Origin of the sequence: Polynucleobacter sp. CS-Odin-A6 (assembly GCF_018882095.1) — a bacterium.
Classification (GTDB): Bacteria; Pseudomonadota; Gammaproteobacteria; order Burkholderiales; family Burkholderiaceae; genus Polynucleobacter.
Genome location: NZ_JACVPD010000003.1, coordinates 89,456 through 115,746, shown reverse-complemented (window position 1 = coordinate 115,746; position 26,291 = coordinate 89,456). Strand labels below are relative to the sequence as shown.

Annotated in this window: 27 protein-coding genes, 2 tRNA genes and 1 riboswitch; of the genes, 18 read left to right on the top strand and 11 right to left on the bottom strand. The window is 45.4% G+C overall.

Annotated elements, in window-relative coordinates:
* The first annotated feature begins 1 nt into the window (after position 1).
* The 7 genes from ICN15_RS08115 to ICN15_RS08085 all read left to right on the top strand — a co-directional run bounded on the left by ICN15_RS08115 (position 2) and on the right by ICN15_RS08085 (position 6,420).
* Positions 2–76: transfer RNA gene (locus ICN15_RS08115), tRNA-Arg, on the top strand.
* 210 nt (positions 77–286) lie between these two features.
* Complete coding sequence (locus tag ICN15_RS08110) at positions 287–1,126, top strand: NUDIX domain-containing protein (RefSeq protein WP_216202204.1); 840 nt, start codon at positions 287–289, stop codon at positions 1,124–1,126.
* Between the two features lie 71 nt (positions 1,127–1,197).
* Positions 1,198–1,304: riboswitch (TPP riboswitch) on the top strand.
* Between the two features lie 40 nt (positions 1,305–1,344).
* Positions 1,345–3,285, top strand: coding sequence for a phosphomethylpyrimidine synthase ThiC (thiC, locus tag ICN15_RS08105; RefSeq protein ID WP_255532932.1), 1,941 nt, complete (start codon positions 1,345–1,347; stop codon positions 3,283–3,285).
* Positions 3,286–3,290: 5 nt separating this feature from the next.
* Positions 3,291–4,445 carry an FAD-dependent oxidoreductase gene (locus ICN15_RS08100; protein WP_216202203.1) on the top strand — a complete coding sequence of 385 codons (1,155 nt, stop codon included), beginning with the start codon at positions 3,291–3,293 and terminating at the stop codon, positions 4,443–4,445.
* Positions 4,436–4,633, top strand: a complete 198-nt coding sequence (thiS, locus tag ICN15_RS08095) for a sulfur carrier protein ThiS (RefSeq protein WP_216202202.1) — start codon at positions 4,436–4,438, stop codon at positions 4,631–4,633. Before ICN15_RS08100 ends, thiS begins: the two co-directional genes overlap by 10 nt.
* A 28-nt stretch (positions 4,634–4,661) precedes the next feature.
* Positions 4,662–5,480: a thiazole synthase gene (locus ICN15_RS08090; protein ID WP_216202201.1), complete on the top strand. Its 819-nt coding sequence runs from the start codon at positions 4,662–4,664 to the stop codon at positions 5,478–5,480.
* A 13-nt stretch (positions 5,481–5,493) separates the two neighbouring features.
* Positions 5,494–6,420, top strand: coding sequence for a thiamine phosphate synthase (locus ICN15_RS08085; RefSeq protein WP_216202200.1), 927 nt, complete (start codon positions 5,494–5,496; stop codon positions 6,418–6,420).
* A 49-nt stretch (positions 6,421–6,469) separates the two neighbouring features.
* On the opposite strand, the gene thiD is transcribed toward ICN15_RS08085, so the two are convergent.
* Positions 6,470–7,354, bottom strand: coding sequence for a bifunctional hydroxymethylpyrimidine kinase/phosphomethylpyrimidine kinase (thiD, locus tag ICN15_RS08080; RefSeq protein ID WP_216202199.1), 885 nt, complete (start codon positions 7,352–7,354; stop codon positions 6,470–6,472).
* 21 nt (positions 7,355–7,375) lie between these two features.
* Between thiD and ICN15_RS08075 the strand changes: the two genes are divergently transcribed.
* From ICN15_RS08075 to ICN15_RS08065, 3 genes are all read left to right on the top strand, one after another.
* Positions 7,376–7,451, top strand: a tRNA-Asn gene (locus ICN15_RS08075).
* 772 nt (positions 7,452–8,223) lie between these two features.
* Positions 8,224–9,045, top strand: coding sequence for a GGDEF domain-containing protein (locus ICN15_RS08070; RefSeq protein WP_216202198.1), 822 nt, complete (start codon positions 8,224–8,226; stop codon positions 9,043–9,045).
* Entirely contained in the window at positions 9,046–9,411 is a 366-nt protein-coding gene (locus ICN15_RS08065) for an HD domain-containing phosphohydrolase (RefSeq protein WP_216202384.1), read from the top strand.
* A 46-nt stretch (positions 9,412–9,457) separates the two neighbouring features.
* On the opposite strand, the gene ICN15_RS08060 is transcribed toward ICN15_RS08065, so the two are convergent.
* Complete coding sequence (locus tag ICN15_RS08060; RefSeq protein WP_216202197.1) at positions 9,458–10,042, bottom strand: hypothetical protein; 585 nt, start codon at positions 10,040–10,042, stop codon at positions 9,458–9,460.
* Positions 10,043–10,312: 270 nt separating this feature from the next.
* Between ICN15_RS08060 and ICN15_RS08055 the strand changes: the two genes are divergently transcribed.
* Positions 10,313–11,344, top strand: coding sequence for a Bug family tripartite tricarboxylate transporter substrate binding protein (locus ICN15_RS08055; protein WP_370625433.1), 1,032 nt, complete (start codon positions 10,313–10,315; stop codon positions 11,342–11,344).
* Between the two features lie 90 nt (positions 11,345–11,434).
* Here ICN15_RS08055 and ICN15_RS08050 read toward each other — a convergent pair whose 3' ends face one another.
* The gene (locus ICN15_RS08050; RefSeq protein ID WP_216202196.1) at positions 11,435–13,093 is read right to left on the bottom strand and encodes a thiamine pyrophosphate-binding protein; all 1,659 of its coding nucleotides are present in this window, start codon (positions 13,091–13,093) and stop codon (positions 11,435–11,437) included.
* Positions 13,094–13,261: 168 nt separating this feature from the next.
* On the opposite strand from ICN15_RS08050, the gene ICN15_RS08045 reads away from it, so the two are divergent.
* From ICN15_RS08045 to ICN15_RS08030, 4 genes are all read left to right on the top strand, one after another.
* The gene (locus ICN15_RS08045; protein WP_216202195.1) at positions 13,262–14,131 is read left to right on the top strand and encodes a fumarylacetoacetate hydrolase family protein; all 870 of its coding nucleotides are present in this window, start codon (positions 13,262–13,264) and stop codon (positions 14,129–14,131) included.
* A 103-nt stretch (positions 14,132–14,234) separates the two neighbouring features.
* On the top strand, positions 14,235–15,545 hold the full coding sequence (locus tag ICN15_RS08040; RefSeq protein ID WP_216202194.1) for a U32 family peptidase: 1,311 nt from the start codon (positions 14,235–14,237) through the stop codon (positions 15,543–15,545).
* A 12-nt stretch (positions 15,546–15,557) separates the two neighbouring features.
* Positions 15,558–16,097, top strand: a complete 540-nt coding sequence (locus tag ICN15_RS08035; protein ID WP_216202193.1) for a hypothetical protein — start codon at positions 15,558–15,560, stop codon at positions 16,095–16,097.
* An 88-nt stretch (positions 16,098–16,185) separates the two neighbouring features.
* A complete protein-coding gene (locus ICN15_RS08030) occupies positions 16,186–17,016 on the top strand; it encodes a transporter (RefSeq protein ID WP_216202192.1) in 831 nt (276 codons plus the stop codon).
* A gap of 4 nt (positions 17,017–17,020) precedes the next feature.
* Here ICN15_RS08030 and ICN15_RS08025 read toward each other — a convergent pair whose 3' ends face one another.
* Both ICN15_RS08025 and ICN15_RS08020 read right to left on the bottom strand, forming a co-directional pair.
* Positions 17,021–18,694, bottom strand: a complete 1,674-nt coding sequence (locus ICN15_RS08025) for an AMP-binding protein (protein WP_216202191.1) — start codon at positions 18,692–18,694, stop codon at positions 17,021–17,023.
* Positions 18,695–18,715: 21 nt separating this feature from the next.
* Entirely contained in the window at positions 18,716–19,279 is a 564-nt protein-coding gene (locus ICN15_RS08020) for a 5'-methylthioadenosine nucleosidase (protein WP_216202190.1), read from the bottom strand.
* Between the two features lie 28 nt (positions 19,280–19,307).
* On the opposite strand from ICN15_RS08020, the gene ICN15_RS08015 reads away from it, so the two are divergent.
* The gene (locus ICN15_RS08015; protein WP_216202189.1) at positions 19,308–19,826 is read left to right on the top strand and encodes an adenine phosphoribosyltransferase; all 519 of its coding nucleotides are present in this window, start codon (positions 19,308–19,310) and stop codon (positions 19,824–19,826) included.
* A gap of 8 nt (positions 19,827–19,834) precedes the next feature.
* Here ICN15_RS08015 and ICN15_RS08010 read toward each other — a convergent pair whose 3' ends face one another.
* The 4 genes from ICN15_RS08010 to ICN15_RS07995 all read right to left on the bottom strand — a co-directional run bounded on the left by ICN15_RS08010 (position 19,835) and on the right by ICN15_RS07995 (position 21,328).
* Entirely contained in the window at positions 19,835–20,116 is a 282-nt protein-coding gene (locus tag ICN15_RS08010; RefSeq protein WP_216202188.1) for a YqjK-like family protein, read from the bottom strand.
* Positions 20,113–20,484 carry a phage holin family protein gene (locus tag ICN15_RS08005; RefSeq protein WP_216202187.1) on the bottom strand — a complete coding sequence of 124 codons (372 nt, stop codon included), beginning with the start codon at positions 20,482–20,484 and terminating at the stop codon, positions 20,113–20,115. Before ICN15_RS08005 ends, ICN15_RS08010 begins: the two co-directional genes overlap by 4 nt.
* A gap of 6 nt (positions 20,485–20,490) precedes the next feature.
* The gene (locus ICN15_RS08000) at positions 20,491–20,823 is read right to left on the bottom strand and encodes a YqjD family protein (RefSeq protein WP_216202186.1); all 333 of its coding nucleotides are present in this window, start codon (positions 20,821–20,823) and stop codon (positions 20,491–20,493) included.
* Positions 20,824–20,887: 64 nt separating this feature from the next.
* Positions 20,888–21,328, bottom strand: a complete 441-nt coding sequence (locus ICN15_RS07995; protein WP_216202185.1) for a Smr/MutS family protein — start codon at positions 21,326–21,328, stop codon at positions 20,888–20,890.
* A 45-nt stretch (positions 21,329–21,373) separates the two neighbouring features.
* Here ICN15_RS07995 and ICN15_RS07990 point away from each other — a divergent pair, with 45 nt between their 5' ends.
* The gene (locus ICN15_RS07990) at positions 21,374–22,468 is read left to right on the top strand and encodes an alpha/beta fold hydrolase (RefSeq protein ID WP_216202184.1); all 1,095 of its coding nucleotides are present in this window, start codon (positions 21,374–21,376) and stop codon (positions 22,466–22,468) included.
* Positions 22,469–22,519: 51 nt separating this feature from the next.
* On the opposite strand, the gene ICN15_RS07985 is transcribed toward ICN15_RS07990, so the two are convergent.
* Positions 22,520–22,816 (bottom strand): hypothetical protein, encoded by a 297-nt coding sequence (locus ICN15_RS07985; protein ID WP_216202183.1) that lies wholly within the window; start codon positions 22,814–22,816, stop codon positions 22,520–22,522.
* Positions 22,817–23,170: 354 nt separating this feature from the next.
* Between ICN15_RS07985 and ICN15_RS07980 the strand changes: the two genes are divergently transcribed.
* Positions 23,171–24,502 carry an amidase gene (locus ICN15_RS07980; RefSeq protein ID WP_216202182.1) on the top strand — a complete coding sequence of 444 codons (1,332 nt, stop codon included), beginning with the start codon at positions 23,171–23,173 and terminating at the stop codon, positions 24,500–24,502.
* Here ICN15_RS07980 and ICN15_RS07975 read toward each other — a convergent pair.
* Positions 24,462–26,267, bottom strand: coding sequence for an amidohydrolase (locus ICN15_RS07975; protein ID WP_216202181.1), 1,806 nt, complete (start codon positions 26,265–26,267; stop codon positions 24,462–24,464). The two genes, ICN15_RS07980 and ICN15_RS07975, sit on opposite strands and share 41 nt — an antisense overlap.
* Positions 26,268–26,291: the final 24 nt, after the last annotated feature.

Here is a 26,291-nt window from a genome sequence, read left to right as displayed (position 1 = left end):
TCTCGCCGTAGCACAATGGATAGTGCACATGCCTCCTAAGCGTGGGATACAGGTTCGATTCCTGTCGGCGGGACCACTTGATAATCAAAACTTATCCACAGCCTTTGTGGATAAATCAGCAAAAGTTTTCGTAAGTCTTAGATTTGTATAGTGTGACCTAGCTTGCTTAAATTATGAGCATCCGTCTCTGACAAAAAATTCAGTAAAGATAGGTTGACAATTCAAAATCGATTGTGAATTTTTTACTTAGTTTTTGTAATTACCTAACTTCTCTTACACTGATGGAATGTACAAACTCACCACCAGCACCATCGCCGCTCTCGAAGAGATGCTCCAAAACGCAACGAGATCTGCGCCGCAAGACTACTTGCCAATCCATTTTCTGGGTGGTGCCCAGCCTGGGCAGATCATTGGTCACCTCAATCCGGATTACGCACCCTATTTGCAAGCATCGTTGATCAACAATCCCATCACCTATATAGAGATGGGACATGATCATCTGACCATCCGCCATGCTAACCCCTTCAATTTGTCAGTGAGCCTAGCAATATTGGCTGATCGCATGCATCAGGGCGGCTTCGTTTTTGGCTGGCGGCATGAAGATTTCGCCTGGATTGACCAAAATGGCCATGAATACTTTCGCTTGGAGCGGGCTGCATTCAGAACTTTTGGCTTTAGGAGCATGGCAAGCCACATTAATGGCTACACCAAGGCGGGCAATCTATGGCTTGGCCGGCGTAGCGAAACCAAGGCGATTGACCCAGGCCGTCTTGATAACCTTGCTGCCGGCGGTATTGGGGCAGATGAGACACCTTGGGCGAATGCCAAAAGGGAGCTCTGGGAAGAGGCCGGCGTTCCATCTCAGATTTCTGATCAAATTGATCCCGTAGGCCGAATTCATATGCGCCGTCCTATTCCTGGGCGGGGTTTTCATGATGAACAGCTCTATATCTATGATTTAGAGCTCGCTGAAAACTTTATTCCTACCAATCACGACGGAGAAGTGAGCGGTTTTATTGAAATCCCGCATTCAGAGGCAGCGGCTCGTATTTTGGCCGATGAATTCACCAGCGATGCGGCTTTTGTGACGGCGGACTTCATTTTGCGTCATGCTAGGTTGGGTTAAATCTAGCTTAAACCCTAAAAACTTGCTTGAGTGCACAAAGTTCTGAGCCATTTCGTGGTTAAATGAGATTAAGGATGAAACAGGGGTGCCCTCTAGTGAATTTGACTCAGAGGTGCTGAGAAAGACCCTTCAACCCGATCCAGGTAATGCTGGCGTGGGGAGTTTTCAATCAGACCGTCACCCGGTTTCGTCCATCTAAATTAAGTCAGGAGATGGACATGAGTGATACCCAGAACAAAAATAAACATGAAATTCCCACTTTAAAGAGCTTGGAGCGCGACTTTGGTCAAAAGTTCGCTTACCCCTCTTCTACGAAAACCTATCTAGAAGGCTCGCGTCCCGACATTAAGGTACCGATTCGGATGATTGAGCAACTCTCGACTCGAGTTGGTGAAGCAATGGTGGCAAACCCACCTATTCCGGTTTACGACACCTCGGGCCCCTACAGTGATCCTGACATTCTGATTAACCTTGAAAAAGGTTTGCCTTTATTGCGTAAAAACTGGATTGAAGAGCGCGGGGATACCGAGCAGTTAGCCGGACCGAGCTCTGAATATGGTGTTGCACGCTCAAAAGATGAGGCAACGCAAAACTTACGCTTTGCACACATCAATGCACCACGGGTTGCTAGAGCAGGTAATAACGTCAGTCAGATGCATTACGCCCGCCAAGGAATCATCACCCCTGAAATGGAATATGTTGCCTTACGCGAATCCATGGGTATTGATCAATTGCGCAAGAACCCAGAGTACAAGCAATTACTCAAGCAACATCCAGGCAAGAATTATGGCGCTAACTTACCCGATCTCGTTACTGGTGAATTTGTTCGCTCTGAAATCGCCGCCGGTCGCGCGATCATCCCTGCCAACATTAATCACCCTGAGTTAGAGCCGATGATTATTGGTCGTAACTTCCGCGTGAAGATTAATGGCAACCTAGGTAATTCTGCAGTGACTTCATCCATTAATGAAGAAGTAGAAAAAATGGTGTGGTCGATTCGCTGGGGTGCTGACACCATTATGGATCTATCTACCGGTAAACATATTCATGAGACACGTGAGTGGATTATTCGTAACTCACCCGTACCGATTGGTACTGTTCCCATTTACCAAGCACTCGATAAAACAGGCGGTGTTGCCGAAGACCTCACTTGGGAAATGTTCCGTGACACTCTAGTAGAGCAGGCTGAGCAAGGGGTGGATTACTTTACGATTCACGCTGGTGTATTGCTGCGTTACGTTCCATTAACAGCCGATCGCATTACTGGCATCGTGTCTCGGGGTGGTTCCATTATGGCCAAGTGGTGTTTAGCCCACCATAAGGAAAACTTCCTCTATACCAAGTTTGATGAGATTTGCGAAATCATGAAAGCCTATGACGTGTCATTCAGTCTAGGTGATGGTTTGCGTCCAGGCTGTATTGCCGACTCAAATGATGCCGCGCAATTTGGCGAACTACATACCCTTGGTGAACTCACTGCCAAAGCATGGAAGCATGATGTGCAGGTCATGATCGAAGGTCCTGGTCACGTTCCAATGCAACGCATTGAAGAAAACATGACTGAAGAACTCAAACATTGCCTAGAAGCCCCCTTCTATACCCTCGGACCATTGATTACGGATATTGCGCCTGGTTACGATCACATCACCAGCGGCATTGGTGCCGCGCAAATTGGTTGGTATGGCACGGCTATGCTTTGTTACGTTACTCCCAAAGAGCATTTAGGTTTGCCTGATAAAGAGGATGTTCGTACCGGAATCATTACCTACAAGATTGCAGCGCATGGCGCAGATTTAGCTAAAGGCTTACCAGGTGCTCAAGTGCGCGATAACGCGTTATCCAAAGCACGTTTCGAGTTCCGCTGGGAAGATCAATTTAATCTGGGTCTCGATCCAGAGCGTGCCCGCGAGTATCACGATGCTACCTTGCCGGCTGAAGGTGCAAAGATCGCGCATTTCTGCTCGATGTGTGGGCCGAAGTTCTGCTCTATGAAGATTACTCAAGAGGTACGTGATTATGCTGCGACATTAGATGCGGATGGCAATCCAAAGGCAGGAAAAGTCATTCCGATTACTGCAGAAGTGGCAACCGATCCTGAAAAAGGAATGGAAGAAATGTCTGCAGAGTTCCGTAAGCGTGGCAGTGAGATTTATCAGTAATCGTCATGAGTAGTTCTTTCGCAAACAAGAAATTTGCCATCGTTGGCGCCGGCCTCATTGGCCGGTTGCTAGCGGTCGCGCTTGCCAAGCGCGGCGCGCAAGTGGAACTGTTTGAGAAAGGCGGATCAGATGCTTTTAAATCTGCTGCTCGCATTGCTGCAGCAATGTTGGCACCCCTTGCTGAATCAGCTATCACTGAAGATAACGTGGTGCGGATGGGTATCCACAGCTTGCCCAGATGGAAACAACTGATCAGCGAACTGGCTAAGCCAGTCTTCTTTCAGCAAGAAGGCACCTTAATTTTGTGGCACCGGCAAGACGCCAGCGAAGCAGAGCGATTTGCTTCTCACCTCGAGAGTAATTGCAGTCGCAACCTAAATCTCTCTAAACCGCTGCACTTAGATAGTCAGTCTCTCGCAAAAATTGAGCCTAGTGTCGCTGAGCGCTTTACTCAGGGACTGTATCTCCCTAACGAAGGCCAGCTAGATAATCGCCAACTTCTTGAAGCTTTGCTTGTTGAGTTGACTTTAATGAAAGTGCCTTGTCATTGGAGTCAAGCAATCGAACCAGAAACGCTGCGCAAGAATCAGCAGTTTGAATGGGTCATCGATTGTCGTGGCTTAGGCGCAAAAGCATCCTGGAACTCAGCAGAAAATTCGAATAAAGATTTGCGGGGTATTCGGGGTGAAGTGATACGCCTATATGCGCCTGAAGTAAAGTTACATCGCCCCACTCGCTTAATCCATCCCCGCTATCCGATCTATATTGCCCCAAAAGAGGATGATGTTTATGTCGTGGGTGCAACCGAGATTGAGTCTGAGGATATGTCTCCGATGAGCGTGCGCTCTGCTATGGAGTTGCTTAGCGCTACTTATACCGTGCATAGCGGCTTTGCTGAGGCGCGTATTTTAGAAATGGCAACACAGTGCCGACCCACCTTAAAAGACAATCTTCCAGAGATTTGCTTTGATCACGCCTCGAATGAGGCTAGCCTCATGATGATTAATGGCCTGTATAGACATGGTTTCATGATTTCTCCCGCAATCTTAGATTGTGCCTTAGAGATATTGAGTGATGGCGCTAGCACTACTGCGATGAACTTAGGCTTAAAGGTCGCTTCTGCTGTGAGCATTCCTTTGGAGGCAAGCGTATGCGCTTAATTGTCAATCAACTGGAGAGAGAAGTTCCTGAAAATAGCAGCATTGATGATGTGCTCCTGCTCATCGAAGCTACGCCACCTTATGCGGTTGCGATTAATTATGAATTTGTTCCAAAGAGCAAACATGCTGAAGCCATTTTGCAAGAAGGCGATGAGATGGAAGTGATTGCCCCGGTTACTGGCGGCTAACTCATTATCTAAATCGTAATTTAATAACATGACTGCGCCATTACCAAACCCTTTAAATACAGCAGACCCCTTGGTACTGTATGGGGAAACATTCGCTAGCCGTTTATTACTTGGCACCTCTCGTTATCCTTCTCCACAGGTGTTAGAAAATGCCGTGAAGCAATCCAACCCTGGCATGATTACGGTGAGCTTACGTAGGCAAGGTACCTCTACCGCCGAAGCCCATTCTGGCTTTTGGGATCTGCTCAAGAAAATGGCAGTACCCGTTTTACCCAACACTGCTGGCTGTCATAGCCCCAAAGAAGTCATCACTACTGCACAGATGGCTCGAGAAGTATTTGAAACTTCCTGGATTAAATTAGAGTTGATTGGTGATGATTACACCTTACAACCCGATACTTTACGTTTAGTGGATACCGCAGAAACCTTGATCAAAGCCGGTTTTAAAGTATTGCCTTATTGCACTGAAGATCTGATTTTGTGTCAGCGTTTAGTGGATGTGGGATGCCAAGCGGTCATGCCTTGGGCTGCACCAATTGGAACGGGTCAAGGGCCATTAAATCCATATGCATTAAAACTGCTGCGCGACCGCTTAAAGGTGCCCCTCTTAGTAGATGCTGGCCTAGGACTCCCTTCGCATGCCTGTAGCGTAATGGAATGGGGCTTTGATGGCGTCTTACTGAATACCGCAGTAGCTCTGGCCGATGATCCCGTTGCCATGGCCAAAGCATTTGCAACGGCAGTAGACGCGGGTCGCACCGCCTACCTTTCCGGAGCCATGAAAGCCCAACAATCAGCACAAGCCAGCACGCCGCTGGTAGGTACGCCCTTCTGGCATCAGAACTAAGGAAGGTTTATTGATGAGCTTAGTTCGCGATCTTGCCGATCAAATTGTTGCTGCCCACAGCGCGGATGATTTATGCATTCCGATTCCGGCATATAGCATGGCATCGCCCCCACCTAAAATTGATAATGAGCATGCGGCAGACCATTACGAATTAGCCGGTATTGTTGCAGCGATCACGATGGGATTTATAGAGAATGACGCTAGAGTATTAGGCAAAGCATGGTCACGTATGGTGAATCAGGATGGTGGTTTTAATCCCCTCAAGTGGCCAGCGAGGCCCGAGCATTTTGACCTCCTGCCCTGGACTCGGAATATGAATCCCAACGCCTTTGCAGAATGTCCTCAGCGTTTAGGCTTGTATGCGGTGATGCCAGATGCCGATTGGGTGAAGAGAATGGTTGAAGCCGAAGTGCCAACCGTCCAACTGCGACTGAAGTCTGAAGACAATAAACGCATTCGCAATCAGATTAAAGAATCAGTTCAGGCCGTCAAGGGTAGTAAGACTCTGCTCTTCATTAATGATTTTTGGCAAGAGGCCATTGAGGCTGGGGCTTATGGTGTGCACTTAGGTCAAGAAGATATCGAGTCGGCGGATCTAGATGCGATTCGAGCAAAGGGTTTACGTCTAGGCTTAAGTACGCATGGCTATGCAGAGATGGTGAGCGCAGATCGCTTTTGCCCTAGTTATATTGCGATGGGGGCCGTCTTCCCAACCAATCTCAAAAAGATGCCGACTGCACCACAGGGCTTGGGCCGCCTCTATCAATATGCCAAGCTGATGAATCACTACTCTTTAGTAGCGATTGGCGGGATTGATGAGAGCAGTATTCATGCGGTAGCACAAAGTGGGGTTGGGTCTGTGGCAGTTGTTAGAGCCATTAATGGAGCGAGTGACCCGAAGGCGGCAGTCAAGCATCTTCAAGAATTGATGAAAACCTAATTATTAACTGTTAACTATTAACAAACTGCTAACCGTTAGCTACTAATACTTAAAACTTACCCTCTTCTTCTGGCAATATCGTGGGGTAAAAATCGTGCATATGCCATAAGGGCCCAGGACCTTCACCAATACTGAGGAATCGACCTGCCTCTAATCCAGCCTCCACATAGGAAATCGCTTTAGCAACGGCATGAGGAAGATCATGTCCATCAGCTAAATAGCTTGCAATAGCTGAGGACAAAGAGCAACCAGTACCATGAGTATTGGGAGTGTTCACGCGATAGTGTTTGAATTCTTTTGATTGGATGACTTCGAGGCCATCCTCAAGCGTGCGCCACATTAAAAAATCAGTCAGCTGGGTATGTGTGCTGTCAAGATGCCCACCTTTAATCAAGATTGCTTGCGGGCCCATATCGAGTAATTCTTGAGCTGCCGCCTTAAAGTCTTCAGGCTTAGTTATATCGCGACCCAAGAGCAAAGCAGTTTCTTCTAAATTCGGCGTCACGAGAGTAGCCATCGGAAATAACGCCGCAATCATAGCTTGGGCAGTATCGTCACCACCAAGACTAGCGCCTGATGTAGCTCTCAATACTGGATCCAGGACAATTCTTTTGGCACCAAGGCGCTTTAAAGCTGATGCTACTGTTCGTACGATTTCTGGACTGGCCAGCATCCCAATTTTGACAATATCGACCCCGATATCGAGAAATACAGCATCAATTTGAGCCTCAACAACATCCAAAGCCACGTCTTGAATACTAGTAACCCCCAAAGTATTCTGGGCAGTAATAGCGGTAATCACCGACATCCCATATCCACCAAGGGCTGTAATGACTTTGAGGTCCGCCTGAATGCCTGCACCACCGCCGCTATCGGAGCCGGCAATAGTCAGTACCTTAGGGATCTGAATGGAACTTGGAACGGATGATTTCATCTTGCTATAATATCGGCTTATTCCTCGATAGCTCAGTTGGTAGAGCACCGGACTGTTAATCCGTAGGTCCCTGGTTCGAGCCCAGGTCGAGGAGCCAAATTAAAACCCTGTAAGCCTATAAAGCTACAGGGTTTTTTATTGGCGGGAAAGGTCGTGTAAGATTTCGATCAAACAATTTTATGCAAGCTAAAAATGATGAATGAATATACTTATATCTACTTTTTCCTCTTCTTTGGCGCATGTTTTGGTTTAGCGACTTATTCGCAACGGCACTTGTATAGCGAAGGGCCTCGCAAGGCAGAGAACCCAGATCAAAATTCCCCTCTAGAGGGGCGTATTTTTTGGGTCATGGTTTGTACATTTCTCTGGCCGATCATGGTTATCACGAGAATCAATACAGCCTGGATCCTTTTTAAGCGTAAAAAGCAATCTCATAAGTAATCCTTGCTTTGATTTTTGCTTAATTGCGGAGAGCTTTATTGTGAGCCAAAACTCATTCATTCATCCAAGACCTAGTGGTTAAGGCTAAATAGGTCGATGAGCTTTGAGCTCTCCTCCTCAACCAACTCCAGTCTTTAAGCTTTGCCCGATACGACAAGCAAATGAGATCGCCACACTCAATACTAGGTCCATTCATTTTGAAGCAATTCCTCCACTTAAATAGCGATGCAGATGAGGATGCCAAATCAATAGATCGATAGTCATATAAATTCATTAATACAGTTTTTTTGAAATGTGTGCGGAATCGAACAGACCATGATTACAGTTATTTAAATAATGAACAGGTCATAGGTAAAAGAAAGAATGCCTGCAATTATGATTTCGAAAACTGAAGAGCCGAAAAAAGAAGTAGTACGCCCTTGGAGTTAATGAGCTTGCGTGCCGAAAAGGCTGAAAACGCCTTGCAAAATAGTAGCGAATCATTTGCAACGTTAAAAATCATTCAAAAAAATAGTGACAACATTATTCAAGCAACAAAAGAAATAGTGACACACTTGCAGGAAGTACTTAAGAAAAACAGTAAGGACGCGGAACAAAAAAATATTGTTCTAGAAGAGCTTAAAGAAATCGTAGAAAAAAATCGCATTCATCTAGAAAAAAAAGTATCGGAATATAGTCAAATCCACAATCTAGCATTCATAGATGCGCTGACTGGGCTACCAAATCGCCGTCTTTTAGATGATCGTTTAAACCAAATTATTCTAAATAATAAACGCTGGAAATCCTATAGCGCTGCCATCTTTGTAGACATCGACCGGTTCAAAGCCATCAATGACACTTATGGTCATGAAGCAGGAGATGCGCTTTTAATTGGTGTGGCTAGTCGTTTGACGGCCTGTATACGTGCATCCGACACCGTTGCTCGCTATGGGGGAGATGAGTTTGTTGTTCTGCTTGATAGCTTAGATGGCAATTTAAAAGAGGCGCAAAAAGAGGCCAACCTCGTTGCTAGCAAAATATTGACCTCTTTGGCCCTACCCTACACCCTGCGTATTAGAGATGGCAAAAAAGCTATTAAGGCAATTGAATATCAAAGTTTTTCTAGTTTAGGTATCGCGATGTTCGATGGAGTCATGTCAGACAAGGAAAGCATCTTAGATCGAGCAGATAAAGCAATGTATCTCAGCAAAAATAAGGGCGGAAATACCATTCGATTTGCAGTGCTGCCTGAGCAAGCAAAAAAACCATAGATCATTCTTTCGCACCAAGAAAAATGGGATGGTAGTGGCTATCCGCAAGGACTTGCAGGCGAAGACATTCCGATTGCCGCCCGGTTAATGGCCGTAGCCGACGTTTATGATGCGTTAATTTGTCGCCGCGTATACAAGCAACCCATTCCTCACCCTGAGGCAGTAGAGATTATGACTAAGGGAAGTGGCATCCACTTTGATGCTGACATGATCGCAGCATTTATAGAGATACAAGATCAGTTTCTTGAGATTTCTAAGAAATTCTCAGATGATGATGAATCGATTGAAAAGAAAGCGCTCTACATTAAACAGGCGCTTGGCAATTCTCGTCCCCACGAAACTGAACCAGTCAAGCAGATTCTCTAGCTAGTCATTGCACTTGTCAGGGTGACAGACTTCATTACACTAAAAATTAAATCAATCCTTTTTTTCGAAGGTTAGCTAGGCGATTATTCAGCGTCTTGGTAGTGAGCAGATTGTATTGATCGCCCTCCGTCCAACTAGCACTCTTCCACTCAATACCTTCTGACGTGATCTTAGCAAACGGCTCATTACCTTCTTTTGCATATCCTTCAAGAATGGCCATTAATGCAGCGCGATCCTCTGATCCACCGGCGTCCTTGATTGCATCCAAAATCGGTTTAGTAATCGTATCGCTGTAGGTCACTTTAGCGTCTGGATGCTTAGCGCTCACTGGATCCGCAAAGATATATTCATGCGGCCACTCAAACACATTTCTTGCTGAGTTTTTTACAGACACCGGACTTACTACCCCACCCTCCGGATTTTTAGGATCAGTTGGCAAGCCCAACTCTAAAATCCAGGCTTCAAATTCTGCAATACGGCTGTAGCGCTTTTCCTCACTATCGCGCTTTTGCTCCTCTTGAGAAAACAATAAAGTCACCCAGGCCCATGCAATATCTTTTGGTGTGGCAAATTCTTGAGCCAGAATCAGACTGGCTTTTTTTAGGATGGGTTTAGATGTTAGCTTGCTCATTTCACTCTTTTCATAAGCACTTCAATTTAGGGTGAAAGATGAAGGGGGAAATCCCGTTTATTTAGATTGCTCACCATAGACCTTACAGAATACTCTTCATTACGCTGTATTGACTCAAGAGTCTTCGGTTAATTCAGGAAAATGCCTATCTCTGTTGCTTCAACACCCCTTCTTAAGGCTTTCAGAAGCAAGCGATCAATCGGTCTGCTATGCTTTAATTTCTGTATTAAAAATCATCATCAGAATGATCTTATTCTTCAGGAGATAGTCATGTTTCTAAGTAAGCTTTTTAAGGCGCTCATTCGCACAGCGGTATTTTTTATGGCCTTTGCTGCCCTATTTATCGGTAGCACCAAAATATCTCATGCTCAAACGGATTATCCTAATAAGCCAATCCGTTTTATTGTCCCCTTCCCTGCTGGCGGGGCAACCGATAATATTGCTCGACCGCTCCAAAATGAGCTCCTGAATACGGTTAAATGGAATGTTGTTATTGATAATAAGCCGGGTGCTGGCGGGAATATTGGTGCAGAGATTGTCGCCAAATCAGCCCCGGATGGTTATACCTGGCTCATGGCATCCGTAGGCACACACGGCATTAACTTACCCCTCTATACCCAAGGTGGCGGAAAGTTACCTTTTGATCCGATTAAGGATTTCACTCCGGTTACATTAGTAGCTGAATTGCCCAATGTCTTGGTACTAAATCCTGAATTTGCTGTTAAAAACAAAATTAATAGCGTCAATGATTTGATTGCTTATGCGAGAGCGAACCCAGGAAAAGTAAATATGGCCTCGAGCGGTAACGGTACTTCAATCCATATGGCTGGAGAGCTCTTTAAGGCAATGACCAAAACCTATATGGTTCACTTGCCATATAAAGGAAGTCCGCCAGCGGTAACTGATCTCGTGGCAGGCAATGTGGATATCATGTTTGATAATCTCCCCTCCTCGATTAACTTTATTCGGACGGGTCGCTTAAAAGCATTGGCAGTAACGAGCGCTAAGCGCTCACCCGCTTTTCCAGATTTACCAACGATTGCTGAAGCAGCGAATCTACCAAGCTATGAGGCAACTTCTTGGTTTGGAGTCGTTGGTCCTGCAAACATGCCGGCAGATATTCTGAATAAAGATAGTGCAGTATTAATGGCAGCAATTAATAGCCCTTCTGTGAAAGAAAAGTATTTAGCTATGGGAGCCCAGCCAGTCGGTAATACGCCCGCGCAATTTTCAACCTTCATTAAAAATGAAATTGCGAAATGGACAAAGGTTGTAAAAGATTCGGGAGCAAAGGTCGATTAAGCCATCTGATCTTGTTTAGCAAAAGAGGAGCATGGCTCCTCTTTTTAATTGTTTGATTTTTCTCGCGCTTGATTTTTTCTTTAATCTTGCTTAGCTACCCAATTCAGAAAGTCGCTTACTAGGTGAGATTACCTCTTGGTCTAAGACTAATTCAATCAAGGCGCCTTTTTTACTGGCCAGTGCCTTAGCAAATGCGGGAGCAAATTCTTCTGTTTTAGTCACTCTAAAGCCAGGCATACCAAAGCTATCTGCGAACTTAATAAAATCAGGATTGGTTAAACCCGTTGCGATGACCCTGGTCTTGAACTCTCTCTCCTGGTGCATGCGAATAGTCCCCAACATGCTGTTATTCACCACCAGCACAATTGGGAAAGCATCGTAGCGTGCTGCGGTTGCTAATTCTTGGCAGTTCATCATGAAGTCACCGTCTCCACAAACTGCGATAACGACTTTTTCAGGACTCACGATCTTGGCAGCAATCGCAGCTGGTAGTCCATAACCCATTGAACCGTTAGCTGGAGCCAATTGGGTTTTATAGGCTCCGTAGGGATAAAAACGATGCACCCAAGCAGCAAAATTTCCAGCGCCATTCGTCATAATGGCATCTCGTGGAATAACGTTTGGCAATGAATGCATAATTTCTGCTAGTTGCAAAGTTCCTGATACAGCAACCGGGCTGGAGAATGTCAAATACGCATCATGCGCTGCTTTCAGATTAGTGAGCTCATACTGTGAATCCATTTCCACTGTCTTTAAAGCGGCACAGAAATTTTCTGGACTGCAATTAAGGGCAAAGTCAGGCCTGTAAACACGGCCTAACTCTTCTGGGCCAGAGAGCACATGTATTAATGTCGTTTTAGCTTGAGGAACAGTCAATATGCGATAACCAGCAGTCGTCATTTCTCCCAGACGCTCTCCAATTACCAACAACACATCTGCTTCTTCAATCCGTTTGACTAAGGCAGGGTTAGCGCCGATGCCCAAATCTCCAGCAAATGCTGGGTCCAGGTTATCTACGATGTCCTGAGAGCGAAAGCTAGTAGCAATTGGCACGCCTTGTGCATTAGCCCACTGCCTTAGATCTTCACAAGCAACGCGATTCCAATTACCGCCACCGGCAATAATCAGCGGTTTTTTAGCAGAGACAAATGCCCTCATGGCCTGATCAAAATTCTTGAGATCTAAGCCGGGTTGAACGATGTGGGCCGGTTTGACAGGATTTTCTTGTCCGAACATGTACAAGACATCTTCAGGTAATGCCAGTACCACGGGACCCTTACGACCTGCTTGCGCCACATGAAAGGCATGAGAGACGAATTCATCAATGCGATCGACACGGTCAATACTGCCAACCCATTTTGCGCATTCAGAATACATCCGGCGATAGTCGATTTCTTGAAATGCCTCGCGTTCAACCATATCGGTACCAACTTGACCAACTAACAAAACCATTGGGGTCGAATCTTGATAAGCCGTATGCATGCCAATCATGGCATTCGAGGCGCCAGGACCACGGGTGACCATGACCACACCGGGCTGACCTGTCAATTTGGCATATGCCTCTGCCATATAAGCAGCGCCCCCTTCTTGACGACAGGTAATAAATTGAAAATCAGGATGATCCACTAAACCATTTAATAAGGGGAGGAAGCTCTCACCGGGAACACCAAAGGCAATATTGACACCCTGCCTAACCAATGCATTTGCCAAGATCTGGCCACCATTTAAGTCCTTGATTGGCGTCTCCATAGAATTGTTATGCTTTCTAATGATGAATGATATTGATGTTATTGATAAATAGTTTCAGGAAAGTTATCACAGTGTATCAAGTCTAGGATTCAATCGGCTAAGCCAAAGAAGACTGACCTATACTGCGAGCACTACTATAAATACAGCAATTGAATCGGGGAGTTTGATATGAGACTATTTAGCTTTAAGGACTTGAATGGCCATCATGGTGTGGGGGCTCTCTCCAGGGGTGAGCCAGATCACTTTATTGATTTATGTGCTACAGATCCACTGATACCCAATAGCCTTCAGGAATTGATTCAGTCTCCAGATTGGATGAATCGCGCGACAGCAGCGGTCCAGAGTACGAATGCAGTCAAAGGCAAGCTAGGCACCATCACTTTTAAACCACCCATTGAACAACCCGGAAAAATTGTCTGCATGGGTCTGAATTATGCTGATCATGCAAAAGAAGGTGGTAATGCCAGACCGGAATACCCCAGCTTTTTTATGCGCGTACCAAGTTCCTTGACGGGGCATTTGAATCCAATTGTGCGGCCAAGAGTCTCAGACAAACTAGATTACGAAGCAGAGCTCGCTTTTGTAGTTGGCAAAAAAGCGCGCCACCTGACGCTAGACAATGCCTTGGATTGCGTCGCCGGCTATAGCATCTTCAACGATGGCAGCATTCGTGATTACCAACGCAAAACGACCCAATGGACCATTGGTAAAAACTTCGATCAAACAGGCGCATTTGGTCCTTGTCTTGTAACGCCAGATGAGTTGCCTCCGGGATGTGATGGCTTAATCATTCAATCCCGTCTAAATGGTCAAGTCATGCAACATGCCAACACCAAAGATTTTTTATGGGGCGTTGCTGAAACTATTGTGCTGATCACGGAGTGCATGACACTAGAGCCGGGGGATGTGGTCATCACCGGAACCCCTGCTGGGGTTGGTTACGCAAGAACACCCCCCGTTTTCATGAAACCAGGTGATATTTGCGAGATTGAAATTGAGTCGATCGGGGTTTTAAGTAACACCATCAAAGATGAATAATTTGCCACAATATCAAGCTATTTAGCCAAAAAGGCGATAAAAATGGCTGATTTGGTGAGTCTAGTTAGCTTCAAAGCGGTTTAGCAAGCATTAAAATAGGCTCATGAAAAAAATGCCAGAACTCTTAGCCCCAGCCGGCAGCCTCAGCATGCTGCGCACCGCCTTCGACTTTGGAGCAGACGCAATTTATGCCGGCCAACCCCGTTACTCCCTGCGAGTACGTAATAACGACTTTGGCAAACTAGAGACTCTCCAGGAGGGTATAGATACAGCCCACTCCTTAGGTAAAAAGTTCTACCTAGTTTCCAATCTCCTTCCTCATGGAGGCAAGACTCGCACCTATATTAAGGATATGAATCCGGTGATTGCATTAAAACCGGATGCGATCATCATGTCTGATCCCGGTCTCATCATGATGGCCAGAGAAGCTTGGCCAGACATGCCCATTCATTTATCAGTACAAGCCAATACAGTGAATGGTGCCTCCGCCAAATTTTGGCGCTCGGTTGGTATCAGCCGCGTCATTTTGTCGCGTGAGCTCTCTTTCGATGAGATTGAAGAAGTCCGTCAAGACTGTCCAGAAATGGAGCTAGAGGTATTTGTTCATGGTGCCTTGTGTATCGCCTATTCGGGTCGCTGCCTATTGTCTGGCTACATGTCGCATCGAGATTCCAATCAAGGGGCCTGCACTAATGCCTGTAGATGGGATTACAAGGTCAAGCCGGGTCAACAAAATACGAGTGGTGACGTGGTACTACTACAAGAAGCGAGAAGACCTGATGATTTGATGCCCATGGAAGAAGATGAACATGGCACTTACATCATGAACTCTAAAGATCTCCGTGCTGTTGAGCATATAGAGAGATTAACGAAGATGGGTGTGGACTCTTTCAAAATTGAAGGTCGTACCAAGTCACCCTACTATGTATCTCGCACTTGCCAGGCCTATCGCACTGCTATCGATGATGCAGTGGCTGGTCGTCCGATGGATATGTCTCTGATTGGTAATTTAGAAGGTCTTGCAAATCGGGGCTACACCGATGGCTTTTATGAGCGTCACCATGACAAAGAATATCAACTCTATATGCGTGGCCACTCCCTATCGGGTAGAAGTCTCTATGTTGGCGAAACTCTAGAAAGTGATCCTGTATCAGGTCGAGTGAAAGTAGATGTGAAGAATCGCTTTTCCATTGGAGATAAATTAGAAATTATTGAGCCTGAGGGTAACCAAGACATGGTGTTAGATGCCATGTGGAATCTCAAGGGCGAATCCATCGATGTCGCCCCTGGCTCAGGTCACTTTGTTTGGATTCAATTACCACTAAAGAGTAAGCACGCATTTATTGCCCGCTACACCCATGAGCCCGCCCCGGTTGAAGCAGCAGGCGCCTGTAATAACTGTGAAGCATCCTAAACGAGGATATGCTTGAACACTTCATCTGGAAATAAGATGCATCCACACGGCTTTAAGGCCAAGGCTGAAGCAGAGTTTATCAAGGCATTTCAGTTGAGTATTTACTTTGCTACTTGGTTCTGTGCTTTGACCTTTTTAGCCTCCACTAGCTTAGATGTAAGACCTATACCCTTATCCCTCTTTGGCTTTGCCTTAATTAAAGCGGCCCTTTGCGCTAAATTTATGATCGTCGGCGAAGCAATTTTTCCGATTAAGATCAATAAGAATCATGGCATTGTCTATTCACTGTTTTTAGCATCTGTGCTTTATCTACTCGTTGTAGTTTCACTGAACTATCTCGAAGCCGGTATACATGGCTTGATAAAAGGTAAGGAATTTATTACCTCCCTCACTGATTTTGGTCAGTCCAATCCCCTGCACGTAGTGGCAATGTCCATTGTGTACTGGCTCATCGTTTGGCCTTATTTATTACTGTTGGGCTTTAAATTAACCATCGGCAGTACGGCAACATTAGAGATTCTCTTTGGTAAGCAGCCTAAATCTGGCAAGTAATGTGCTGTTTCATCTCAAGCAACCCTTAGGCTCAATCCATCATGCTCTAAGAACATTCTTGTTCTTATCACTTTGCTTGAGTTTTTTGTTGCCTACCCTTTCATATGCGCAAGAAATTGAAGCGCGTACTTATTCTAATGCTCCGATTGGAATCAATTTCATTAGCGCCGGTATAGTTCAAGCAAAGACAAGTAATTATCGACTCACTAGTGAAGTGATGAGTATGACGCACATTTTTGACGCTGGCGGCCAATCCGGTAAGCTCACACTCGTGCTTCCTTATGCCCAATTTAGTGGATCCAAAAAAATAAGCGGGCAGACAGTCATTTCCAGCACAGAAGGCTTATCTGACCCAGTCATTAAGGCAGCGGTGAATCTATATGGTGCCCCTGCATTAACCTTAGATGAATTTAAGAGCTACCAGCAGGATTTAATCGTAGGAGTCAGTCTAGCGGCATCTATACCCTGGGGAAAATATGATGACAACCAGCTGATTAATGTCGGTGCAAATCGTTGGTTTATACAACCCGGTCTTGGTGTATCAAAAGCGCTAGGACCTTGGAGATTTGAGTTGGCAGGAGAAGGTATTTTTTATTCTAACAATACTGACTTTATGGGCGGTAACTCCCTTTCCCAAAGCCCGGTCTACGTAGCGCAAACCCATGGTATTTACTATTTTCAAAATACCGCCTGGATGTCACTAGATGCAACGTACTCCAAGGGTGGGCAGACTTATCTCAATGGCAACGCTATCAGTGGCAGTCAAGAAAACTGGCGCTTTGGTAGCACGCTGTCTTATCCCGTGAATAAACATAATTCAATTCGACTTTCAGCAAGTACTGGCACTTACTCTCGAACAAACAATAACTATGATCTTTACGGGATTTCTTGGCAATACCGCTTTGGCGGAGGGCTCTAGTTTTTTATAACTCGCGTAGATGACGACGCAGAATTTTGCCAACATTAGATTTTGGCATTTCATCGATGAAGACGACTTTCCTGGGGCGCTTATAGCTCGTCATTTGTTCTTTGCAATATTGAATGACCTGGGCTGCCGTTAAATCAGCTTGGTCTTTAACGATATAAGCCTTCACAATCTCTCCCAGTTTTCGATGAGGGAATCCAATCACCGCACACTCTCTGACTCCAGGCATCAATGAAATCAACTCCTCTATTTCATTCGGAAATACTTTAAAGCCAGCAACGACAATCATGTCCTTCTTACGATCAATAATCTGCACAAAGCCGTCAGCACTCATAATGCCTATATCGCCAGACTTAAAATATCCCTCGCGCGTGATAAATTGCTCAGTCTCTTCAGGTCTATTCCAATACCCTGCCATCACTTGCGGACCTTGAATACAAATTTCTCCAGGCGTGCCGAACGGCACTTCAACACCGTCATCATCTAATATCAATACATCCGTGCTAGGCACTGGCATGCCAATTGAGCCAGTGAAATCCTCTACAAAGGGAGTATTCACGCAAACCACTGGCGATGTCTCTGAAAGGCCATAGCCTTGCGCAATCGGCACACCAGTTAATTTTTTCCAGAGATCGGCCGTCTTCTTTTGTACTGCCATACCACCGCCAATCGTCACTAAGAGATTAGGTAACTTCACTGCTTTAAATTCAGGGCGATGTATCAGCGCATGAAATAACGTATTCACACCCGGAAAGATATTAACCTCAGGATGCTTCATCAATAACTTAATGAAACCAGTGATGTCACGAGGATTGGCTATTAAGATTAATTTAGCGCCCTTCCGCATACCTAACAATGCACATGCCGTAAGGGCAAATATATGGGTCATCGGCAAGGGACATAAAAAAACCAGTTGCTGTTCACGGTTTCGTAGAGCGGGCTCTAGCCAGGACTCAATTTGAATGATATTGGCTAATATATTGCGATGGAGTAAAACGGCCCCTTTAGAAACGCCCGTAGTGCCCCCCGTATATTGCAAGAAAGCAATGGCATCTAAACCAAGACTAGGCCGAGTAAAGCCATGTCCTGCACCGATTTTGAGGGCCTGATTGAATTTGATAAACGGAAAACGCCACTGCGGCACAAGTTTTTTGACATGGCGAGCAATGAGATTGATGATGACGCCCTTAGGACCCATGACTTCACCTAAGCTACTCACGATGACTTTTTTTACTAATGCTTGATCAACTATCCCTTGATAGATATGAGCAAAATTTTCTAAGATGAGTAATACGGATGCGCCGCTATCCCGTAACTGATGCTCCAACTCACGTGCCGTGTACAGCGGATTAACATTCACCACAGTAAATCCAGCACGGAGTGTACCTAACATCGCAATGAGATATTGCGGGATGTTGGGAAACATAATAGCTATGCGCGCTCCGGCGTCCAATCCTAAGGTTTGCAGGTAAGCAGCAAAGTCTTGCGAGAGAATATCAAGCTGACGATAGTTAGTGGTATGCCCCATCGACTCCATTGCGATACGAGTGGGATATTTAGCAAAAGATTCCTCTAGCAATTCCACAATGGATGAATACGCTCCTAAATGAATCTCGTGAGGCACACCCTCGAGATAGTTTTTTAGCCAAGGTTTTTGAGGATTTATCTGCATTGCGCAATCCATGGTCTCTATTTAGGCGCTCAACAACTCTGTGAGTTTTTCGAGATAGAGTTCTTGCCCATGATTCACGCGCTGCTGCCACTCTTTTCCCGAATCTGAATTAGCATCGTCAGTCACATATTTAAATGATTGCCATGGAAGATTAAATTGATGGGCAATACGGGCAATGGCAAATAACTCCATGTCCACCACATCAATGCCTTGAGCAATTAACCAAGGATCATGAGCAGTAACAAAGCTATCACCAGTGCCGCAAATATGCTCACCGCTCAAGGAGAGGTATTCTGATGGCTTAGGGCAAAACGGGGTTTGGCCGCGAGGGGCTAAGGGCGCCGTCATCATATCTCGCTGTATCACCTTACTAATTTCCAGTAAGCCGTGGAGGGCAGGATTAATTTTCCCCACTGTACCAAAATTCACTATCCGCTGAGGTTGAAATTGATGGATCGCCTGAATGCTTGCTGCGGTAGCATTAATCTTGCCAACCCCTGAATACACAATCTCTACACCAGTCGGTAAAGTGTTTTTATCCAGCTCAGACTCTAATGCGGTAATAATAAGTAATTGTGCTCTCATAGCAGTTGTGATCTTATGACCATTAATTATGAATTTACTTGATTATCTACCCGGAGTGCCTGACTTTCCTAAGCCAGGAATCCTCTTTAGGGATATCTCCCCATTGTTGGCCCATCCAGCCGCATTTAAAGAGGCCATTCTCCAGCTTGAGGCTCTTGCACAGCAGTTCGAATATACCCATATTCTGGGGATTGAATCTCGCGGCTTTATCTTTGGAGCCGCTCTGGCGCAACAGGTAGGCAAAGGCTTAGCATTGGCCCGAAAACCCAACAAGCTTCCAATAGCTAGCCATCGTGAGACTTATGGTTTGGAATACGGCTCTGATGCACTCGAGATTCAACAATCTACCCTGCCATCAGATGCGCGGGTATTAATTGTGGATGATGTTTTGGCTACTGGCGGCACCATCATTGCAGCCAGTAAATTAATGAAACAAGCTGGTTTCCAAGTTGCCGGAGCCCTCACGTTTTTAGAGATTGCTGGGTTAAATGGGAATCAAATCCTCCAGCAAAACGGAATTGCCAACAAGACAATCTTAATAGCTTAGAAAAGAAATTACAGAAGGGTCTTGGCGCTTTTGAGTAATTTCATTGTGCCCCAACCCACTGTCAGGATCTTGCTAGCTATCTTCGGCTTGAAGTGCGCCAGCATGGCGAAGGCGCTGGTCCATATCAATGGATTGCCCTTCACAAAATTAAAGGCATCAATTCCTTTGTCAGCCCAAGATAATGGCTTTTCTATCGCCTCGAAGTGAACCGCAACCTCAGCACGCTCTTGCGCCGCTCGTTCTTGCAGCACTCTTTGTCTTTCCTCTAGGTCAGATAACTTGTGCATCATCTATTTGCAAGCTCCTGGCGGTCTTTAGCTAATTCGGTAATTGTGGCTTCAAATAATCGAGGCATCATCTTTAAAGAACGCAAAACCACAAAGGCCAAAATAAGCCCAATCACCAAAAAGCTACTAGTCAGCAAACTGAGTGCCAATATGCGGTCAGTCTCCCAGCTATAGATTACGATGAGCAAAGCAAGCATGACCAAGCCGAAGAATAAGAAAAATAAGGTGAAGATTACCATCACGAGAAGACTCAGAAACTGAGCACGGGCGATTTGCACATCGGTAGAAAGTAACTCTAAGCGAGTCTGCGCGATCGAAGCCCCAGTTGAAACGAGATTCTTTAGTGAAGCTAAAAGATTTTCTTGTGACATAAGTGATTAACGACCGCGAATAAACAGGCCAATCAATAAACCAAGTCCAGCAGCGACCCCAACAGCCTCCCAAGGATTACGATGGACGAAGTCATCGGCGCCATCTGCCACAACTTTGGCTTTTTCGGTCAGGGTGTCCTCCATAGCAGAGAGACTTTCTTTGGCATTGTTGAGAGTATCGAGCGCCTTAGATCGAATAGTACTGAGTGGACCTTCCTCATGGTGAGCAGTTGCTTTAATCAAGGCTTCAGCGTCTGCCATCAAAGCTTTGAAATCCCCCATCAGATGAGCAGAGTCAAGCTGAGCTTCTTCATGTGCTACTGTTTTTTTCGCGGTCATGATTATTCCTTAGAATTGATGGAATTATTGCTCCATTCCCTATTCTAAGCAATTATGGCGAGGATTACAGTATTAATACGGTCATTCCTGCATTACCTTCTTTAAAGTGCTTAAGATAGCCTTTGAGTCCAGGCCTTCTTCTTAATAGCGCATGATAAGCATCACTTCCAAAAGCAGTCTGCTCGCCAAAATGATACTCATCTACCCGGTCTGAGAAATAGTTATTTTCAAGGGCATTGTGTACAGCCCATTTAATCTTGCCACCTTCGCCGCTAGCCCCGTAACCATGAATCACAATCATGGCTTTGATGCCCACCTCTGAAGCACGACGTAGCGCGATCGTCAGTCGCTCTAGGGCCTCTTCAGCACTCGGATTATCGAATTTCAGATTCAATACGATGGTGTCACTATGCGGCATAGGAAGTTCTTCGCTGCCACACTGGCGACACTCCCCAAGCATCCCCCTGGGGTTTCCACATACCGGGCACTCAAATGAATGGGTCAATTGAAAATCCTGTTATAAATATCGAATAATAAAGAGGAGACAATCATGCATCGGATCATTATGAACGGACTATTTTTAGTCCTGACTTTAACGACTACATACGCACTTGCTCATAAACCCACTGACCCGGCGCATCAAACGTATGCAGAGGGTAATTTTGCCCTGGAAAATGGTTCTATTATTAAAGATTTTGAGCTCTCCTACACAACGCAAGGCACCTTAAATGCCGATAAAAGTAATGCTATTCTGATGGTTACTGCAATTGGCGGTAATCATCATCGGATTGATTATCTGATTGGTCCAGGCAAAGCCTTAGATACGAATAAATATTTTGTGATTTGTACTGATGCGATTGGTAATGGCTTGACGAGCTCGCCATCGAATAGCAAGTTGCAGCCCAATATCCAGTTTCCTGAATTCAACATGCGTGATATGGTGAATAGTCAACATCGACTGATTACAGATCACTTCGGGATCAAGAAGTTAGTTGCCATAGTTGGTGCCTCAATGGGCGGTATGCAAGCCTTGCAATGGGCGGTTTCCTATCCCAATTCGATGCAAGCAATTATTCCCATTATCCCATTGGCAAAAACCAATGCATGGACAACCGGCATTCTTGAAATGCTACGCCAAAGCATCATGACAGATCCAAGCTATCAGGGTGGCAAATACGATAAACCAGTTGAGCAAGGAATGCGCCTTTGGTCTGGATGGCTTAGCGGCGTGATAGTCAGAACGCCCGCCTACCAAGAGCAACTCAATGCTACGCCTGAAGCCGAAATTGAATACCTTAAAAAAGTACAAGATGCTGGATGGAAGAGAATGGATGCCAACGATTGGATCTGGCAATCCCGCGCTTATGACCGTCATGATGTTGGTCAAACTCAGGGATTTAATGGCAACACCTCTGCCGCCCTAAAATCAATTAAGGCCAAGACCCTCATTCTTGCTGGCACTGGCGATCTATTGAATCCAGAGTCTGATGCAAAAATGTCGGCAAAATTGATTCCAGGTGCTCAATATTTAGCCATCAATGATCGCCTTCCAATGGGTCATTTGTCTGGCGCCGGAGCCACTAAAGAAGAAAATGAATTCCAAAATAAAGTGATCGCAGAGTTCTTAGCAAAATTGAAGAAATAATTGACTGTAGGGTTCAATCATGACCCCTAATACTGCAATGTCAATAAAGACTCAAGAGCAGTATTTTGTTTCTAAAGCAGATGCTGAATTGATGTGATCATCAACCATTCTATTTAAGGTCATTTGAGCTGCATCTTTATTCTCCTGAACCTTTAAGCTCAGGTTAATTAATCCTGATACATCTTTACGGATGGATGTATTTCCATAGCGCAAACCTTTTAATGTAGAAACGGCTTCAGCAGATATCTTGCACTGCTGACTGACTAACTCAGAAGAGTCAGATGGGCTATTGGCATAGGCAAAAGCAGCTACTGAGATTGAAACAACAGCTAATAAAGTCTTTTTCATTTTATTTCCTTATTTTGTGACCACATGTTGGGCAACAACCTGAATCTTTTGCTCTTGTCTTTCTAAGGGCGGCATAGACGCTGGATTCTGAGATTTCCATCTTCCTAGCTGCTTGAGCCGCACTCATCCCCTTCCCTATCCAATCTAAAGCTTGATGTGTTTTTGGTATTACTTTTCTCATTTCACCTCCTATGAACATACTATACTACAAAAGTTGTGAAGTTGTGAACTATATTAAAAATATGATTAAATTGAATTGAACTGCTATGAAAATGCTTTGTGAGAAGAGAATCAACACCCTATCTTGGGCGGTGATAAAGTAAGCAGAATCATATAAAACCATGGATAAATAGGATGAAATCTGCTTTGGGGCTGGTACAGGCTAGCGAACTGATTAAAAGTAAACAGCTCATGGTTGACGAATATCTGGAGCAATGCGTGGAACGAGCGGATCAAATAGAGCCAGTGCTAAAAGCATTTACCGTAAGAGCCCCATTACCAAACCTTCAGAAACAATCAGGATCCGGCCCCTTGATGGGCATTCCTATAGCGGTGAAGGATATTATTGCTACGAAAGATTTTGTTACCAGCTATGGTTCGCCTATTTACAGTAGCTTTACCCCGGCGGAAGATGCCGCAATCGTGCGAAAGATCAGAAAACTGGGGGGTATCATTTTTGGGAAAACGGTCACCACTGAATTTGCCTGGCGTCATGCTGGTGTCACTACGAATCCGTGGAATAGTGCTCACACCCCCGGAGGTTCTTCTAGTGGGTCAGCTGCAGCAGTAGCCAGTGGGATTGTGCCATTGGCATTAGGATCACAAACTGCTGGCTCTATCATTAGACCTGCTACCTATTGTGGAATCGTCGGTTTTAAGGCCAGCTTTGGAGCTGTTCCGCGGGCTGGAGTACACCCCGTTGCCAATTCTCTTGACCATATTGGGTTTTTTACTAGGTCAGTGATTGATGCTGTTTATGCATTTAACTTGCTTAAGAATACCTCAACGGATGAGGATGACTCCATTGTCATTCCTGAATTAATACTGTCACCCCTCAGTACCGTCTTGGGTAAGCAAAAGCCCCACTTTGCAGTTCTGAAAACTCCATTTGATGACTTGTTGAGCGCTGAACAAATTGATGCAATGGAAAAAGCCATTCATCTTTTAAAGGCTTCGGGGGCTAGCGCTGAAGAACTCACCCTACCCCAAACTTATTGGGATGGGATTGAGGCCCTAGCAGTACTGATGGCTTGTGAAGCCGCAGTAGTTCATGAAAAGCATCTTGAGAAATTTCCCGATCTCCTGGGTGCCGATATCAAAGAACTCGTAGAGAAAGGCAATGCTTGCTCAGTCAGTGGTTACATCAAAGCAAAACAGCTTCAAATGCAATTGCGTCGGTCTATCGGGGAATATTTTCAGCGCTTTGACGCGATCCTAGCTAACCCCGCTACCGGCGAGGCTCCGAAAGGCCTCGACTTAACAGGCAATCCAATCTTTTGCTCCCTATGGACCTTTATAGGTACTCCCGCTATCGCACTTCCAGTAAATAGGTCATGTAATGGACTGCCACTGGGCATTCAGCTCATTGGCAATTACAAGGAAGATGAAAAGTTGGTCAATATGGCCGCTTTTGCCGAGGAATGCTTTAGCGCATATGACCGTGCCAAGTTGAAAGTGAAGATTTAGCCAAATCCTGATGTGAGCTTGGATCCATTGCAGTCACTTCGTTGATGAACTTGGTAAGGTCAATTTTCTTGCCGCCAACCCAAGTACCCTGCACTTTGACCTTCTCAGTAATTTCAATCGGCTTAACGGCAGTTAAGTCCCCAGAAAGCTCGACAAAGTCAGCATACTTACCCACTTCTAGCGAACCAACTTCCTTATCGCGTTTGAGTTGATATGCGCCATTGACTGTTACTGCTTTGAGAGCATCATTCATCGAAACTGCTTGATTGGCCCCATGAACCTTACCCGAAATCGTAGTGCGAGTGACCATGCTTTGAATATTTAAGAGCGGATTCGGCGGGGAAACTGGGCCATCATTATGAAAGGATGGTTTGACATCAGATTTAAAGGCATCACCTAAAGGCTCCCACTGTGAGCCGTACGATGACTCAAACATGGTGCCATCAAGCAAGTCTCCCCAGTAAATATACTGAAATGGCGACATTGAAACAGTCACCCCAAGAGAAGCAGCACGCTTAAATTGATCACCCTGCGCAGCGCCTAAATGCTCAACACGCCAGCGGTGATCTGTACCGATGAGTTTATATTTATTCAATGCACGTTCATATGCATCCATCACTACGTCAAAGCCTACATCGCCATTACAGTGGAAAGACATTTGATAGCCCAATGGTGCAAATTGATCCAAAATTTGATCTAACTGAAGGCGCGTATAGTTCATGCCCTTTTCGCCCAGTGGCCCCAAAATAATTTGGGCCCTTTTAGTAGTTTGGTTGTCTAAGTAGCCAAAACTTTGCGCAACAGTTCCAAGCCAAGGCGTCCCATCAGCCCAAAGTTTGATACCCTGCTTGCGAACCATACCGGGATCCGGCCAAGTAACTTGTTTAGCCGCATCAGGTTCGGTTGACATATGGTACACATTAATACGCAGTGGACTATCGGGAAGCGATGCAAGCGCTAAATACGCTTTGTATTCACCGGAGCTGTAAGTCATATCCGATGTGGAGGTAATGCCAAAAGAAGCCATGTAGGCATACCACTTTGCACCAGACAGCAACGGATGAGGAATGGCTTTACCTAACAATGGCGCCACGACCACCATGAGAGCAGGAACTTCATTAGCAACACCATTAGAAGTGCCATCTGCATTACGACCAAAACTACCGCCCACAGGATTTTTGGGTGGCTTGCCGTTTGCCCAAGGTAAGCCTTTGATCACTGCCGTATTGAAGTAAACAGCGTGACCAGAATTATCTAACAACAGAATCGGCCTACCACTAGGTGTTAAAGCATCCAATATTTTATTGGTTGGGGTTGGCGCTTGTTGAAGTAAGCGATCAACGCCATTAAAAATTAACGGCGTACGAGCAGGCATCGCTGCATCTTCTTTTAATATCTTTGCCTTCACGTCATCCCAGGTTTTATAACCAACGTAAGGAGCAACCCAATACGCTGGCGATTGCGTAACCATGCCGCCTAACAAAGGATGGCTATGGGGTTCAACAAAGCCAGGCATTAGCACAGTTGACCCCAGATCAGTAATCTTAGCCTGCGGTGATTGAGCTTGCACATCAGCAAAAGATCCAACAGCTGTAATCTTTTTGCTTACCGTGTCAAAAGCCACCGCTTCTGCACGGGGGCTTCTCTCGTTCATAGTAATAATTGTGGATGCCTTGAGAATCTGCGTTTCAGCTAAGGCTACATTAGATAGACAGCAGATTGAGAGTAAAGGCAAGGCCTTCAAAAATGATTTACGGGCTTTCATGATGGGATTCTTTTGCTAATGGCT

Bases quoted from the DNA above. Each gene is read 5' to 3' on its own strand.
- ICN15_RS08040 (WP_216202194.1), top strand. From the start codon at position 14,235: ATGAAAAAAATGCCAGAACTCTTAGCCCCAGCCGGCAGCCTCAGCATG.
- ICN15_RS08110 (WP_216202204.1), top strand. From the start codon at position 287: ATGTACAAACTCACCACCAGCACCATCGCCGCTCTCGAAGAGATGCTC.
- ICN15_RS07975 (WP_216202181.1), bottom strand. From the start codon at position 26,267: ATGAAAGCCCGTAAATCATTTTTGAAGGCCTTGCCTTTACTCTCAATC.
- ICN15_RS07990 (WP_216202184.1), top strand. From the start codon at position 21,374: ATGCATCGGATCATTATGAACGGACTATTTTTAGTCCTGACTTTAACG.
- ICN15_RS08050 (WP_216202196.1), bottom strand. From the start codon at position 13,093: ATGGAGACGCCAATCAAGGACTTAAATGGTGGCCAGATCTTGGCAAAT.
- ICN15_RS08005 (WP_216202187.1), bottom strand. From the start codon at position 20,484: ATGTCACAAGAAAATCTTTTAGCTTCACTAAAGAATCTCGTTTCAACT.
- ICN15_RS08015 (WP_216202189.1), top strand. From the start codon at position 19,308: ATGAATTTACTTGATTATCTACCCGGAGTGCCTGACTTTCCTAAGCCA.
- ICN15_RS08085 (WP_216202200.1), top strand. From the start codon at position 5,494: ATGAGCTTAGTTCGCGATCTTGCCGATCAAATTGTTGCTGCCCACAGC.
- thiS (WP_216202202.1), top strand. From the start codon at position 4,436: ATGCGCTTAATTGTCAATCAACTGGAGAGAGAAGTTCCTGAAAATAGC.
- ICN15_RS08060 (WP_216202197.1), bottom strand. From the start codon at position 10,042: ATGAGCAAGCTAACATCTAAACCCATCCTAAAAAAAGCCAGTCTGATT.
- ICN15_RS08010 (WP_216202188.1), bottom strand. From the start codon at position 20,116: ATGATGCACAAGTTATCTGACCTAGAGGAAAGACAAAGAGTGCTGCAA.
- ICN15_RS08055 (WP_370625433.1), top strand. From the start codon at position 10,313: ATGTTTCTAAGTAAGCTTTTTAAGGCGCTCATTCGCACAGCGGTATTT.
- ICN15_RS08090 (WP_216202201.1), top strand. From the start codon at position 4,662: ATGACTGCGCCATTACCAAACCCTTTAAATACAGCAGACCCCTTGGTA.
- ICN15_RS08045 (WP_216202195.1), top strand. From the start codon at position 13,262: ATGAGACTATTTAGCTTTAAGGACTTGAATGGCCATCATGGTGTGGGG.
- ICN15_RS08025 (WP_216202191.1), bottom strand. From the start codon at position 18,694: ATGCAGATAAATCCTCAAAAACCTTGGCTAAAAAACTATCTCGAGGGT.
- ICN15_RS08070 (WP_216202198.1), top strand. From the start codon at position 8,224: ATGAGCTTGCGTGCCGAAAAGGCTGAAAACGCCTTGCAAAATAGTAGC.
- ICN15_RS08100 (WP_216202203.1), top strand. From the start codon at position 3,291: ATGAGTAGTTCTTTCGCAAACAAGAAATTTGCCATCGTTGGCGCCGGC.
- ICN15_RS07980 (WP_216202182.1), top strand. From the start codon at position 23,171: ATGAAATCTGCTTTGGGGCTGGTACAGGCTAGCGAACTGATTAAAAGT.
- ICN15_RS08000 (WP_216202186.1), bottom strand. From the start codon at position 20,823: ATGACCGCGAAAAAAACAGTAGCACATGAAGAAGCTCAGCTTGACTCT.
- thiD (WP_216202199.1), bottom strand. From the start codon at position 7,354: ATGAAATCATCCGTTCCAAGTTCCATTCAGATCCCTAAGGTACTGACT.
- ICN15_RS08020 (WP_216202190.1), bottom strand. From the start codon at position 19,279: ATGAGAGCACAATTACTTATTATTACCGCATTAGAGTCTGAGCTGGAT.
- ICN15_RS07985 (WP_216202183.1), bottom strand. From the start codon at position 22,816: ATGAAAAAGACTTTATTAGCTGTTGTTTCAATCTCAGTAGCTGCTTTT.
- thiC (WP_255532932.1), top strand. From the start codon at position 1,345: ATGAGTGATACCCAGAACAAAAATAAACATGAAATTCCCACTTTAAAG.